Raw genomic sequence first — 13000 nt, forward strand, 5'->3', positions numbered from 1 at the left:
TCGGATGGATCGCGCCACACGTTTCTCCCTGCTCGGGCTTCTCGGGTCGTTCATCACCGTCGCCGCGGCGGTCGCGAGCGCCGTCACGCACGGCGCCTACGGCACGGTGTTCCTCATCATCATGCTCGCGGGCATCGTGTTCGCGGCGGTGATGGTGGTCTCGGCGCGCCTCGAGCGTCGCCGCATCCGCAAGCTGTCGGAGCCGCCGAAGCCCCTCCCGCCCACGATGCGCTTCCGCTAGCGGCGGCCGCGGCTCCGCCCCCGCGCCCGCGCGGCAGGCGCCTGGGCGCTCGCTCGTTGCGCCGGCCGCGACGCCCGCACGCCACCTGCGCGCGCCACTCGCCACCTCGACGGGTTCCGCTACGGATTGTCGCTTCCGCGCCTGCGCGCGCACGCGCGGAAGCGACAAACTGCGGCGGGAGCGCGGGCGGCGCGGCGCGGGGCTACGGCGCGGCGCGGGCGGGCTACGCCTCCGTGCGGCTGGAGCGCTCGGCGGCGGCGAGGCGGGCCAGGCGCTTCCGAGCCTGCGTCGCACTCGGCTCGTCGTGGCCGAGCATGTTGCCGATGACGCCGAGCATCGCCGCCGTCGACGCGCGGGCCGGCAGCGTCAGAGGGCCAAGTCGCGCGGGTCCGAGCCCGAGCATGTCGCGATACAGCGGCGGAATCGACGACACCGCCCCGTTGAAGAGCACCGCGTAGCCGGGCATCATCCCCTTGCCGAGCGGCGGGCGACGGATGAACTGCAGCGCCTCCGCGACCCGTTCGTCGCTCTTCAACACCCCCGCGTCGTAGAACGCCCGCAGTTGTGCAGCCAGCTCCGCCTCCGAACGGGGCGGATTCGGCACGCCCATCAGCTCCCCCGCTTTCGCCCACTCGCGCACATACGCGTCGGGTCCGCCCGGGATCGGAGTGCTCCAGAGCTTCGCGGTCGCGAGGAAGGAGTCGGTGAACGCCAGGTGCACCCACGACAGCAGCTCCGGATCGTTCGCCGAATACGGCTTCTCGATGTCCTTCGCATCGAGGTAGGTGCCGCGCACCTTCTCGTGCAACTTCAACACCCAGTTCGTCGTGCCCACGGCGGTGGCGGTGTCCGCATAGCTGACCGTGAAGATCCAGCGGATGGTGCCGGCCAGCCGCCCGAGCGGATCCTCCTTGTACCGCGACCAGTCGTGCACCCCGGCCATCGCCCCAGGGTGGAGCGCCTGCATGAGCAGTGCACGCACCCCCGCGACGATCGTCGCGGTCTGACCGTGCACAGCCCACGTCGCCGAGTCCGGCGCGAAGAAGCCGGCGTCGTCGCCGTTCTGCAGGTCGAGCACCCACTGGGGCTGGCCTTCGGGCTGGTTGGTGAAGATCGAGCGCAGTCGGTTGCGCATGGCTTCGGGGAAAATGCTCACCCCTCCAGTGTCTCCCGGCTCCGCGACGTCGCCGCACCCTTGACGCGGGACTCCCAGCAGGCTCCGGGCGTGCGGGCACAGCTCACCGCGCGGGCACGACTCAGCGTTCGAGCACGACTCAGCGTGCACGCACGACTCAGCGCGCGATGACCTCGACCGCCGCGGAGAAGAGCCCGGGCATCCGCTCGCCGACCGGCACGATCATCCGGCGCACCGGTGACTGCGAAGCGAGCAGCAGCCCCGCGGTGAACCGGTTGGCGCTGCCGGATGCCCGCCGCCACTCCCGTTCGTACTGAGCCGCCGCGCGAGCACCGACGCCGCGCGCACCCGCTCCGACCGCCTCGCCCTCCGGCGTGTCGTGAGCGCCCGCGATCACCCGCACCGCAGCCGCGGCCTGGGCGAACCCGATCCGCATGCCCTCGCCGGTCAGGGCGTCGAGGTACCCCGAGGCGTCGCCCGCCAGCAGCACCCGGCCCGACGCGTGCGCCTTCACCCGCTGCCGGAGCGGCCCGGCGCCGGCGACAGGCCCGGCAGGCTCTGCGCCGTTCAGGCGTTCGGCGAGCTCGGGGATGCGCGCCAGTTCGCCCTCGTAGTCCATCCCGCGCGGCCCGAGCATCGCGACGCCGATCAGCCCCTCGGCGACCGGGGTCACGTAGACCTCCACCCCGCCGCTCCAGAACACCTCGACGGCGTCGCTCCACGGTGCCAGGCGGTAGTGCCGGCGGAGCCCGTAACGCCTGGCCCGGGCAGCCGGCACCTCCAGCCCGACGAGCCGCCGGATGCCTGAGTGCAGCCCATCGCAGCCGATCAGCCACCGGCTCCGGATGCCCGATCCGTCACCGAGCGTGACGCCGACCCCCCGGGCATCCTGCGCCACCTCGACGACCCTGCCCTCGAGCCGCTCGACACCGAGCTCGGCCGCCCTCTCATGGAGCGCGCGGGACAGCTCGGTGCGGCGCACACCGCGACCGGATGCTCCGCGAAAAAGGTGCTGCGCCGCACGAGCGCCATCGTGGTATCCGATCCCGGCGATCGGATGCCCGTGCGGGCGCACTCCGAGCCGTTCGAGCTCAGCGAGGGCGCCCGGCATGAGTCCCTCACCGCACGCCTTGTCGACCGGGCCGGTGCGCGGTTCGACGACGAGCACACGCAGACCGGCCAGGCGCGCACCGATCGCCGCAGCCAGCCCCACGGGTCCGCCGCCGACCACGAGCACATCCGGATTCTGCATGCGTCTCTCCTCAGCCCTCGCGAACACCCTGGCTGAGCCCGAACGCCAGCGCCCGCTCCTCCGTCGGGATGCGGAACCGCACCAGCAGCACGAGGTTGACCACCGAGAACACCAGCGCGGTGATCCAGGCGGTGTAGACGAGCGGCAACGCAACCCCCTCGGCGACGACCGCGACGTAATTCGGGTGCCGCAGGAACCGGTACGGCCCCCGATCGACCAGCGGGAGGCCCGGAACGATGATCACGCGAGTGTTCCAACGCGGCCCGAGCGTACCGATGCACCACCACCGGAGACCCTGGCAGGCGAGCGCGACGACCAGCATCGGCCACCCGAGCCACGGGAGGAACACCCGATGCAGCAGGAAGACCTCGAGCAGGGAGGCCAGCAGCATTCCCGTGTGCAGGCTGACCATGAACGGGAAGTGGTTGCGGCCGAACTCGACTCCCCCACGGGCGAACGCCCAGCTGGCGTTCCGCGTGGAGACCCGCAGTTCGACCAGCCGTTCGACACCCGTGGCGAGGATGAGCGCGGCGTAGAACAGCATCAGCTTGTCTCAGGCCACTGCAACAGCACGATCTCGGCGCACACTCCAGGGCCGAGAGCGAAGAGCAGTCCGAGGCTCCCCGAGTCGAAATGGCCCCGTTCGAGCGTCATCGCCAGGACATCGAGAATGGATGCCGAGGACATGTTGCCCTTCTGGGCCATCGACTCCCAGCTGATGTCGAGGGCGTCTTCGGGCAGGGAGAGCGCGGAGGCGAAGGACTGCAGCACGCGGGGGCCTCCCGGGTGCGCGAGCCAGACGTCGATGTCGTCCACCGCGCAGCCGTGCTCCTCCAGGAAGCCGACCACATCAGCGTCGAAATGCTCGTCGATGACGTCGGCGACCCCCGCCGTGAGTACGATCCGGAAGCCGCTCTCCCCCGGGTTGAAGCCCAGCACGCTCTCGGTGCCGGGGTACAACCGGCTGCGCGAGTCGAGCACATCGGGTCCCTGCCCGGGCAGGGTCTTCGCGCGCTCGTCCCCCACCATCACGACGGCGGCCGCGCCATCGCCGAACAGACCGCTCGCGACCAGGTTCGCCATCGAGTCGTCGCCGCGTTGCACGGTCAGTGAGCAGAGTTCGACGGAGACGAGGAGCGCGACGGCATCCGGCTGACCCAGCAGGTAGTCGTTGAGCCGGGCGATGCCCGCGGCGCCTGCGACGCAGCCGAGGCCGAACATGGGCACGCGTTTGACATCGGAACGGAAGCCGAGGCGGAGCGCGAGCAGCGCATCGACCGAGGGAGCGGAGATGCCGGTCACCGACGTGAAGATGACGTAGTCCACGTCTTCGGGTGCGAGAGCAGCTTTCGCCAGTGCCGCTGTGACGGCCTTCTCGGCGAGTTCGACGGCTGCGCCGATGAACAGATTGTTGGTGAGCGTGAAGTTCAGGTCGCTCTCGCGGTACCAGTCGTAGGGCATGACCAGGTGTCGCCGGTCGACCCTGCTGTTCGCGTGGAGCCGGTTCAACAGGGCTCGTTTCGCGGGATCAGAAGTGATGAGCGGACCGAGGAGTTCGGTGATCTCGGACTGAGTGTAGGACTGTGGCGGGAAGGCAGTGGCGACCCCCGAGATGCGTGGCATTTTTGCACGCTACCACGAGCGGGGCGAGCATCCTGCGGCTGACCGGCGCGACGAACCTGTGCTAAGCCGGAGCTAGAGCTTCTCACCCGTCTCCTTCCGTCGCCGAGGGATCAGCGGAAGAGCCAGCACCGGCAGCACCGCGGTCAGGGCGAAGGATGCTGCGAAGCCGACCGCTCCGATCAGGAGGCCCACCAGAGGGGCTGTCGCCGCAGCGGCGAGGAACTGTGCGGTGTTCTGGGCCCCCAGCGCCCGGCCCGACCATCGGCTCCCCGCGATCTCGGCCACGGCGGTGAAGGCGAGGCCGTTGTCGGCGACCGTGACCGTGGAGGCGAGCACGACCGCGAACGCAGCGAACCCCGAGAGCTCGAGCCAGTCGGTGAGGGCCAGAACGAGCATCACGAGGCTGGCCAGGGCAGCAACGACGCGGAGCGGGCCCATCCGGCTGCCGACCCTGTCGGAGACGATACCGACGACGATGCGGCCGAGCGCGCCGACGAACTGGGCCAACCCGACGACCACACCGGCCAGCAGGGGCGGCCAGCCCTCCGACGAGATGAGCCAGACCAGCGCGAACGTCGACACCACGAACTGCGGCACGACGAGCAGCACGGACACCGAGTGGATCTGCCAGAGCAGCGAACTCGACCGGTACGGGTTCGCGCGCTTCCGCGCCGCGGCGGCCTCGGCAGCGGGGGCTGTCGCGCCGGAGCCTGTCGCGCCGTTCGGTTTCGGCGAACGCGGGGGGTCGGTGATGAACAGCAGTGCCGCGAGCGCCGCGATGACGACGATGACCAACGGGAAGACCAGGGCCGCCGACAGGCCTCCCCCGGCGGCCAGGGGCGGAACGACGATCGCCGACACGGCCACCCCGAGAGGCTGCGCCATCTGGCGGATGCCCATGGCGAGGCCCCTCCGATCCGGCGGGAACCAGCCCACGACGAGCCGGCCCCCCGCGGCATTGGCGCTCGCCGCTCCCATTCCGGCGACCAGGAAGAAGATCCCGGTGGAGACGAGGTCGCCGGACAGGACGGCACCCAGCGCAGCGACGGACGTGATGGCGAGGCCCGCACCGATGACCCAGTGCTCCCCGACCCGGTCGGCCAGCGCTCCCCACAGGATGAGCGTCAGCACCATACCGACAGACGGCGCCGCCACCAGGAGCCCCGCCTCGGCCAGGGAGAGGCCGCAGTCGGCATGTAGCGACGGAACGAGGAACGCCGGCGTGGTCACGACGATCGTGCCTGCGACCTGGGAGAACAGGCCGAGGGCGAGCATGACCCAGGGCCGGACGCCGAGGGGGGCCTTCTGGATGGTGGTCGCGGCTGGGCTCTGCATGAGTTCGATCATAGTGGTATACCAAAGCGGTATACCACTGTGCTATGCTCATTTTTGTGACCGAACCAACGCAGACCCCCTCCCAGACCGAGCACATCTACGCCCAGCTCAGGCAGAGCATCCTGGCGCTCGACGTTACACCGGGTGCCCGGCTCACCGAGCGTGGGCTCGAAGCCGACCTGTCGGCCTCCCGCACGCCCGTCCGCGCCGCGCTCATGCGCCTCGAGTCCGAAGGGCTCGTGCAGCGAGACGGGAGGGGCTGGATGGTCGCACCGATCGACCTCGGCGAAGTCGAGTCCCTGCTCGAGCTGAGAGAGGCGGTCGAGTGCGCAGCAGCCCGGCTCGCCATCCAGCACGCGAGCGATGACGACCTCGAAGCACTCGACGAACTCCTGCGATCCTTCGACCCGCGCGATTCGCAGGAGGCCGGCCATCGGATGGGAACCGACTTCCATGTCGAACTGGTCCGCCTGAGCGACAATCCCTTCATGGTGGCCTCGACCGTCTCCTCGATGACTCGGCTGTCACGAACCCGGTGGCTCGAAGTGCGTACGGAGAAGTCGCGGGCACTGGCGGTCTCCGAACACCGCGCGATCGTCGGGGCACTGAAGGCGCGCGACGCCGATGAGGCCACGAGGCTGGTGGCGCTGCACATCGAGAACACGAAGGAGAGGCTCTCGATCTCCCTCGACGAGGAGCGGTCGAAGAGCCTCCGGGCGCGCGGCTTCGTGGTTCTGCGGGGGCTCGGCCGTGCAGCGGAGTGACGCGCTACCAGCCGAGGGTGCCGGGCGCTCCCTTGAACGGGCCGACGACACGCGACGTGATCCAGCCGCCGTAGAAGTCACCGTCCTGGCTGACCACCGTCTCACCGTCGACCGTGCACGAGTCCATTTCCGCGGGGTACACCGCGACCCGGCCGGCCAGCGCCTCGTAGCCCTTCGAGGGCGAAGGGTAGAACCAGGCGGCTCCGACGGCGCTCTGGCCGCCGCCCGTCACACTCAGGTAGCGCGCGGCCCCCTTGAACTCGCAGAACGAGCTCCCGGCAGCATCCGAAAGCACCCCCGGCGCGAAGGCCTCGCGCGGCAGGTAGTAGACGGGTGGATGACTCGTCTCGAGCACTCGCACCGAATCGGTCGTGTCGACGATCGTCTGGCCGCCGAGCGTCACCACGATGCGCTCGTCGCTCGCCTCGACCCGGGGCGGGCGGGGGTAGTCCCAGACCGATTCCTGGCCGGGTGCCGGCACGACTCTCTGGGAACGCGATGGCTGCATAGCCCGAGCCTAGACGGGGCGGCTGAGAAGGGAAACCACAACGCGGCCACCCTTGGTCGCCTGGCTGCCGAGCTGTTCGAAACCGAGCCGCGTATGGAACACCAGCGAACCCGGGTTCGGCGGTTCCAGATTCACCTCGCAGAACACCTCCGCACTGTTCGATGCACGTGCGGCGTCGAAGAGATCGTCGTAGAGCACCTGTCCGAGACGGCGCCCCCGCGCCCCGTCGGCGACGACGATGCGGTCCACGTAGAGAAAACTCGTCGAGCGGTTCGAGAACCAACGATAGTTCTCGCTGTCATAGGGAGCACCCGGGAGCAGCGCCAGGGCGAAGCCCAGGGGCATCCCCTCGTCGGAGTCGTCGACGACCACCACGGCACGGTGACTGAGCGCCACGAGGGCAGCCAGGCTCATCTCGTCGAGGTCATTGACGGCCGGCACCGCCTCGTTGTTCATGGCGAGCACGGCGGGCAGATCATCCGGTCGGAGGTCACGGGTCAGGGCGGTCACCCCTCGACGGTACACGCGGAATGCCCGGGCGAGCCCGGGGCTTTACTCTTGAGAAAGAAGGAGACTCACCATGGACATCGACTGGATCAGCCTCCACGAGACGGCGCACACCGAGTTCGGCCGTCGACTCGCCGCCGTCGTCGACTGGTCAGCACCGACCCCCGACACCGACTGGAACACGCACCAGCTGGTGCAGCACGTCATCGAAGAACAGCAGTGGGTGCCGCTCCTGTTGGCCGGCCGCACGATACGCGAAGCGCAGCCCCTGATCGCGAGGCTGGGCGACGACCTGATCGCCGAGTGGCACAAGTACTCCACCGCTGCGGCCTCGGCGTGGTCCAAGGCCGACCGTGAAGCGCCGGTGCATGTCTCCTACGGCACCATCCCTGCTCATGAGTACCTCCGTGAGCAGGTCTCCGACGTGACCATCCACACGTGGGATCTCGCCCGCGCCACCCACTCCAGCGACACTCTCGCCCCGGCCCTCGTCGAGGCGGTCTACACCGTCTTCGAACCCCAGAAAGACACCCTGGAGGCGAGCGGGCTGTTCGCCTCCCCCGTTCCGGTCGCGGGCGACGCTCCGCTCCAGACCCGACTGCTCGCCCTGACCGGCAGGGACGACCGGGTGTGACTTCCGAACCAGCGCGCGACCGCCCCGCCATCCGCCATGACATCGACCTGCCCGACCTCACCGGTCGGCGGGCACTGGTCACGGGAGGCAACTCCGGACTCGGCCTCGAGACGGCCGCTCGCCTGGCTGCGGCCGGAGCCCACGTGACGATCACGTCCCGCTCCAGAGAGAAGGGCGAGGCTGCGCTGGGGCAGTTGCGCGGCCGCATTTCAGATGAGCACGCTGAGCTCCACCTCGCCGCGCTCGACTTGGCGAACCTCTCGTCTGTGGCGCGGCTCGCCGACGAGCTGGTCTCGTCCGGGCATCCGCTCGACCTGCTGTTCAACAACGCGGGAGTGATGGCCGTTCCAAGGCGCACCCCCACCGATGACGGCTTCGAGCTGCAGTTCGGCACCAACCACCTCGGCCACTTCGCCCTCACAGGCCGACTCATGCCCGCGCTCCTCCGTGCCGACCATCCCCGGGTCGTCACGATGTCGAGCATCGTGCACTGGATCGGGCGACTCGATTTCGATGACCTCCAGCGGGAGCACCGGTACAACGCGTGGACGGCCTACGGCCAGTCGAAGCTCGCAAACCTGATGTTCGCCAAGGAACTCGGCCGACGCAGCCAGGAACACGGCTGGGAGATCACCAGCGTCGCCGCCCACCCCGGCTTCAGCCGCACCAACCTCCAGTCGTCGGGCCCGAACCTCGGCCGGGCAAAACCCCGCACCAGCTCGGGGCGCGGCCTCACCGTCCCGGGGCTGTCGCAGTCCGCTGCGGAAGGAGCCCTGCCCGAACTCTTCGCCGCAACGACGCCAGAAGCCCTGAACGGTGACTACTACGGCCCGTCCGGCCTGTTCGAGCTGACCGGCAGCCCCGGCTTCGCCCACTTCACCAAGCGCGCGGAGAAGGAACGGGCCTCCCGTCACCTGTGGTCGGTATCGGAGGAGCTCACCGGGGTGACCTTCCCCTCAGACTGACCGCCTGGGCGAGGTGCAGGCCGCGGGCGACGCGGCCCCGCTCAGATTCCGAAGTCGCCGAAGTCGCCGCCGAAATCGGACCCGAAGTCTGTCTGGCCATCGAAGCCGGATCCTCCGTCGTCACCCGCCAGGACGGTTCCGTCGTCGACCGCACCGGCGTCTGTGCCAGAACCATCGCCGCCAGAACCATCGGCGCCCGAAGCATCGTTGCCCGATCCGTCCGCCGCTGCCGCCTCGGACCCGTCGCCCGTGCCGTCCGAGGCCTGGTCGTAGCCGACCGAGTCCGGGATGAACGCCTGCGCGATCGCCGACCCGATGACGAACCCGGCCACCGAACCGAGCAGCGAACTGGCGAACATCCCGCCGAACCCGAGTCCGCCGCCTCCACCGCCGAGACCAGCCGCGCCCGTACCACCGCCGGCGCCGGCCGCGCCGCGGCCCGCGAACGACTTCTCGAGCATGCCGGGCTGGCGGAGCTCCGACCGCGTCGCCGATCGCGCAAGGGATGCCGGCGACTCGTCGACCGGAGCGTCACCCGCGGAAGCGTTCTTCGTGAGTTCGTCGAACACCAGCGCACGCTGCTCGGTCGTCAGCTTTCCGAACGCTTCCGTGTGCACCTGCTCGATCGTCTCGGGCGGCGCGGTGCGCAACAGGTAGCGGTAGCGTTCGACCGCGATCTCGTCTTCACTGCGCGCCCCGGTCTGCCGGGCATCCGGAGCCCCCGTCGGTCGAGTCTCCGCGGGGGACTCTTCGCGGCCCAGGATCCGATCCAGAAAACCCATCGTTCTTCTCCCTCAAATGTTCCGACCGTGGTTGCTCCGTGGCGACCCGGCACCCTCCACGCTAGGGCGTGAGTTCGAGTCTTCGCTGAGCGAGCACGCGCCTCCGAGCGACGGAGGCGCGTGACATCCTCACCGTACCGGCCGGCTCAGCGGCCGGCCCATGATGGCCGACGTCAGCGCCTCGATCGGTTCAGCCGCCGCCAACGGATTGGACAGCAGCCGGAAGTCGACATGCCCGAGCTGCGGCAATGCGAACCTCTCCCCCACGATCACCAGATCGTCCGGGATCAGCGACTGCGGGAAAACGGCGATGCCGAGCCCCGCGCGCACTGCCGCCAGCATGCCGTTCACCTCCCGGGTGTTACAGGTGATGCGCCAGGTGCGCCCGCTCGCCTCGAGGGCGTCGATCGCGCTCTGCCTGCTGATGCTCGGAGCCTGGTACACGATCAGCGGCACATGCGCCCCCGGCTCGATGGTCGTGCGCTCCTGCCCGACCCAGACCAGGTCGTCGCGGCGCACGAGGGAGCCCTCATCCGAGTCCGAGAGTTGTTTGATGAAGATCAGGTCGAGCTGGCCGCTCTTCAGCCGCCGGTAGAGCGGGGTGCTCTGGTTCACCGTCAGCTCGAGGTTGATCTGCGGGTACAGCTGACGGAAGTGCCGGAGGATGCGCGGCAGCTGGGTGATCGCGAGATCGTCGGCGGCACCGAAGCGGAGCCGTCCGCGCATCGCTGACCCCGAGAAGTAGGCCTCGGCAGAGGAGTGCGCCGCGAGGATGGTTCGGGCGAACCCCGCCATGGCGTCGCCGTTGTCGGTGAGCCTCACGTCCCTGGTGTCGCGGGCCACCAGCTGCCGCTTCGCCGCCTCCTCGAGCTTGCGGATGTGCTGGCTGACCGTGGGCTGGCTGATGCCCAACCGGCTCGCCGCGAGCGTGAAACTGTGTGTTTCGGCTACAGCAAGGAACGTGGCCAACAGCACCGGATCGAACACGGGACGCACCTCTCATTCGAAAACGTAATGTTACTAATAGTCGCGATTCACCCTAACAATGAACACGATACCGGTACCGTCGAAAGGACATATACGAAACTTCTGAGGTTCTTCCGTGACTCCCCCCCACCACTCCGCACTGCAGCAGACCGCTCCCCTGGCCATCATCACCGAACGCCCGGCCTGGCGGGACACCCTCATCTCGCTCCGGATCCGCAACTACCGCCTCTTCACCTTCTCGAACATGCTCTCCATGACCGGCACGTGGATGCAGCGCATCGCCCAGGACTGGCTCGTGCTCGAACTCTCCGGCAGCGTCGCCGCCGTGGGCATCACCGTCGCCATGCAGTTCGCGCCGATGCTGCTGTTCGGGCTCTTCGGCGGAGTGTTCGTCGACCGCCACTCCCGGCGCGCCATCCTCATCGGCACCCAGATCGCGCTGTTCCTGTTCGCCTGCCTGCTCGCCGCCCTCACCCTCACCGGTGTCGTCGAGGTCTGGCACGTCTACGTGATCGCCTTCCTGGTCGGTTCGGTCACCGTTCTCGACAATCCGGCCCGGCAGGTCTTCGTGAACGAGCTGGTCGGGCCGGCGAACCTGCACAACGCGATCAGCATCAATTCGTCGGTCTTCCAGCTCGGCGGCCTGGTCGGTCCTGCGGTGAGCGGGGTGCTGCTGGTGGCGGTGGGGGCCGGATGGTCGTTCGCCATCAACGCCGTCAGCTGCCTGTTCGTCGTGGCCGCGCTGCTGATGTTGAAGGTCGACGAACTCCACCCGATGCAGCAGGCCCTGCGCGCCAAGGGGCAACTGCGCGAGGGGCTCCGCTACGTGGCATCCAAACCCGCCATCCTCTGGACGATCATCATGATCGCGGTGCTCTCGCTCTTCACCTTTTCGATGCCCGTGCTGCTGGCCGCCTTCGCGAACGACGTCTTCGTGGTCGGCGCGAGCGGGTACGGACTCTTCAACTCGCTGCTGGCGGTCGGAGCCTTCACGGGAGCGATCGCCTCGACGCGCCGCCGCGGCATCCGGCTCCGTACTGTCATCATCAGCGCCGGCGTGTTCGGCCTGCTCCAGGCGCTGGCCGGATTCATGACGAACCAGCTCTTCTTCTCGGCCGTGCTGATCGGAGTGGGCTTCGCCAACCTGCTCTTCATCACGGGCGCCAACTCGCTCGTGCAGATCTCGTCGAACACCACGGTGCGCGGCCGCGTGATGTCGGTCTACGTGCTGGTGCTGCTCGGCGGCCAGGCCATCGGCGGACCGCTGATGGGCTTCATCGTCGAGACCTGGGGCGCCCACGTGGGCATGGCGATCTCGGGGTTGGTGCCGGTGTTCGCGGCCTCCGTGATCGGTGTCATCCTCGCGCGCCAGGGGCGGCTCCGCCTCCGGCTGCACCTGCTGCGGGCCCCGCGGTTCGTGAGCATCGAGCCGCACCCCGGTTCGACTGGTACAGCCGCCCGAACGCAGTTGGTGACGAGCAGGACGCCCGGCTGAGCATCGGGGGGGCGGGGGGCAACCGTCTGGTGGGGCAGCTGACGGCGACTCGGATGCCCGGCTGAGCATCCGGCGTCGACCGACGTGGCAGGATTCCCCTCATGACCACTTCCCGGCCCGCCGCCCCTCGGCTGATGCACCGTTCCGCCGCCCGCGTCATCACAATGCTGATCGTCGGGGTCGTGGCGGGGGTACTCTGCGGGCTGCTCGGCTACTGGGCGGGAGCGGCGGTCGTGGGCTGGATCTTCGCCGCGGCCATCTACATCGGAGTGGTCGCGGTGCGAACCCACGGGATGGCTGCCGACCAGACAGCGAAGCACGCGACACGGGAGGATCCGTCGCGCGGGGCGAGTGAGCTGCTCATCCTGTTGGCGAGTCTCGCGAGCATCGCGGCCGTGGTGATCGTGCTGCTCGGGTCATCCGACTCGCGCGGTGTCGAGCGCTTCGGCGTCGGCGCCCTGGCCGTGCTGAGCCTGACGCTGTCGTGGATGCTCGTGCACACACTCTTCATGCTGCGGTACGCGTCGCTCTACTATCGGGGGCCTGATGGCGGGATCGACTTCAACCAGAAGGAACCGCCGCGCTACAGCGACTTCGCGTACATCGCCTTCACGATCGGCATGACCTACCAGGTGTCGGACACGAGCTTCCAAACGAGCGACTTCCGCTCGGCGGCCCTCCGGCACGCGCTGCTGTCGTACCTGTTCGGGGCGGTCATCCTGGCGGCGACGATCAACCTCATCGCCGGGCTCGCCGGCTGAACGGGGGCTGT

General features: G+C 69.0%; 15 protein-coding genes. 6 read left to right on the forward strand and 9 right to left on the reverse strand.

Translation table 11 applies throughout. From position 1 onward, the window contains the following. Window positions 1-4: 4 nt before the first annotated feature. Complete coding sequence (locus FB464_RS09025) at window positions 5-241, forward strand: hypothetical protein (RefSeq protein WP_116414161.1); 237 nt, start codon at window positions 5-7, stop codon at window positions 239-241. 223 nt (window positions 242-464) lie between these two features. Here the strand turns inward: FB464_RS09025 and FB464_RS09030 are convergent, their stop codons facing one another. The 5 genes from FB464_RS09030 to FB464_RS09050 form a co-directional block, all read right to left on the reverse strand. Continuing rightward, window positions 465-1397: an oxygenase MpaB family protein gene (locus tag FB464_RS09030; protein ID WP_246092989.1), complete on the reverse strand. Its 933-nt coding sequence runs from the start codon at window positions 1395-1397 to the stop codon at window positions 465-467. Window positions 1398-1533: 136 nt separating this feature from the next. After that, window positions 1534-2628: an NAD(P)/FAD-dependent oxidoreductase gene (locus FB464_RS09035; protein ID WP_116414159.1), complete on the reverse strand. Its 1095-nt coding sequence runs from the start codon at window positions 2626-2628 to the stop codon at window positions 1534-1536. 10 nt (window positions 2629-2638) lie between these two features. Further along, a complete protein-coding gene (locus FB464_RS09040; protein ID WP_116414158.1) occupies window positions 2639-3172 on the reverse strand; it encodes an isoprenylcysteine carboxyl methyltransferase family protein in 534 nt (177 codons plus the stop codon). Further along, window positions 3172-4251 carry a type III polyketide synthase gene (locus FB464_RS09045; protein WP_116414157.1) on the reverse strand — a complete coding sequence of 360 codons (1080 nt, stop codon included), beginning with the start codon at window positions 4249-4251 and terminating at the stop codon, window positions 3172-3174. Before FB464_RS09045 ends, FB464_RS09040 begins: the two co-directional genes overlap by 1 nt. A gap of 72 nt (window positions 4252-4323) precedes the next feature. After that, complete coding sequence (locus FB464_RS09050; protein ID WP_211327319.1) at window positions 4324-5586, reverse strand: MFS transporter; 1263 nt, start codon at window positions 5584-5586, stop codon at window positions 4324-4326. Between the two features lie 56 nt (window positions 5587-5642). Here FB464_RS09050 and FB464_RS09055 point away from each other — a divergent pair, with 56 nt between their 5' ends. After that, on the forward strand, window positions 5643-6350 hold the full coding sequence (locus tag FB464_RS09055; protein ID WP_246092990.1) for a GntR family transcriptional regulator: 708 nt from the start codon (window positions 5643-5645) through the stop codon (window positions 6348-6350). 4 nt (window positions 6351-6354) lie between these two features. Here the strand turns inward: FB464_RS09055 and FB464_RS09060 are convergent, their stop codons facing one another. Next, entirely contained in the window at window positions 6355-6858 is a 504-nt protein-coding gene (locus tag FB464_RS09060; RefSeq protein WP_116414155.1) for a DUF427 domain-containing protein, read from the reverse strand. Between the two features lie 9 nt (window positions 6859-6867). After that, window positions 6868-7368, reverse strand: a complete 501-nt coding sequence (locus tag FB464_RS09065) for a GNAT family N-acetyltransferase (protein WP_211327318.1) — start codon at window positions 7366-7368, stop codon at window positions 6868-6870. A 70-nt stretch (window positions 7369-7438) separates the two neighbouring features. On the opposite strand from FB464_RS09065, the gene FB464_RS09070 reads away from it, so the two are divergent. After that, complete coding sequence (locus FB464_RS09070; RefSeq protein WP_116414154.1) at window positions 7439-7999, forward strand: TIGR03086 family metal-binding protein; 561 nt, start codon at window positions 7439-7441, stop codon at window positions 7997-7999. After that, on the forward strand, window positions 7996-8964 hold the full coding sequence (locus tag FB464_RS09075; protein ID WP_246092991.1) for an SDR family oxidoreductase: 969 nt from the start codon (window positions 7996-7998) through the stop codon (window positions 8962-8964). Before FB464_RS09070 ends, FB464_RS09075 begins: the two co-directional genes overlap by 4 nt. Window positions 8965-9005: 41 nt before the next feature. Here the strand turns inward: FB464_RS09075 and FB464_RS09080 are convergent, their stop codons facing one another. Both FB464_RS09080 and FB464_RS09085 read right to left on the reverse strand, forming a co-directional pair. Continuing rightward, complete coding sequence (locus FB464_RS09080; protein ID WP_116414153.1) at window positions 9006-9746, reverse strand: hypothetical protein; 741 nt, start codon at window positions 9744-9746, stop codon at window positions 9006-9008. Window positions 9747-9875: 129 nt separating this feature from the next. Next, window positions 9876-10733 carry a LysR substrate-binding domain-containing protein gene (locus FB464_RS09085; protein ID WP_116416490.1) on the reverse strand — a complete coding sequence of 286 codons (858 nt, stop codon included), beginning with the start codon at window positions 10731-10733 and terminating at the stop codon, window positions 9876-9878. A 115-nt stretch (window positions 10734-10848) separates the two neighbouring features. Here FB464_RS09085 and FB464_RS09090 point away from each other — a divergent pair, with 115 nt between their 5' ends. Next, window positions 10849-12228 (forward strand): MFS transporter, encoded by a 1380-nt coding sequence (locus FB464_RS09090; RefSeq protein ID WP_246092992.1) that lies wholly within the window; start codon window positions 10849-10851, stop codon window positions 12226-12228. A gap of 101 nt (window positions 12229-12329) precedes the next feature. Continuing rightward, window positions 12330-12989, forward strand: a complete 660-nt coding sequence (locus tag FB464_RS09095) for a DUF1345 domain-containing protein (RefSeq protein ID WP_246092993.1) — start codon at window positions 12330-12332, stop codon at window positions 12987-12989. Window positions 12990-13000: the final 11 nt, after the last annotated feature.

Source organism: Subtercola boreus (genome assembly GCF_006716115.1).
Classification (GTDB): Bacteria; Actinomycetota; Actinomycetes; order Actinomycetales; family Microbacteriaceae; genus Subtercola; species Subtercola boreus.

Excerpts from the sequence above, each read along its gene's own strand:
- FB464_RS09025 (WP_116414161.1), top strand. The coding sequence starts at position 5 with ATGGATCGCGCCACACGTTTCTCCCTGCTCGGGCTTCTCGGGTCGTTC.
- FB464_RS09035 (WP_116414159.1), bottom strand. The coding sequence starts at position 2,628 with ATGCAGAATCCGGATGTGCTCGTGGTCGGCGGCGGACCCGTGGGGCTG.
- FB464_RS09040 (WP_116414158.1), bottom strand. The coding sequence starts at position 3,172 with ATGCTGTTCTACGCCGCGCTCATCCTCGCCACGGGTGTCGAACGGCTG.
- FB464_RS09045 (WP_116414157.1), bottom strand. The coding sequence starts at position 4,251 with ATGCCACGCATCTCGGGGGTCGCCACTGCCTTCCCGCCACAGTCCTAC.
- FB464_RS09050 (WP_211327319.1), bottom strand. The coding sequence starts at position 5,586 with ATGCAGAGCCCAGCCGCGACCACCATCCAGAAGGCCCCCCTCGGCGTC.
- FB464_RS09060 (WP_116414155.1), bottom strand. The coding sequence starts at position 6,858 with ATGCAGCCATCGCGTTCCCAGAGAGTCGTGCCGGCACCCGGCCAGGAA.
- FB464_RS09070 (WP_116414154.1), top strand. The coding sequence starts at position 7,439 with ATGGACATCGACTGGATCAGCCTCCACGAGACGGCGCACACCGAGTTC.
- FB464_RS09080 (WP_116414153.1), bottom strand. The coding sequence starts at position 9,746 with ATGGGTTTTCTGGATCGGATCCTGGGCCGCGAAGAGTCCCCCGCGGAG.
- FB464_RS09095 (WP_246092993.1), top strand. The coding sequence starts at position 12,330 with ATGACCACTTCCCGGCCCGCCGCCCCTCGGCTGATGCACCGTTCCGCC.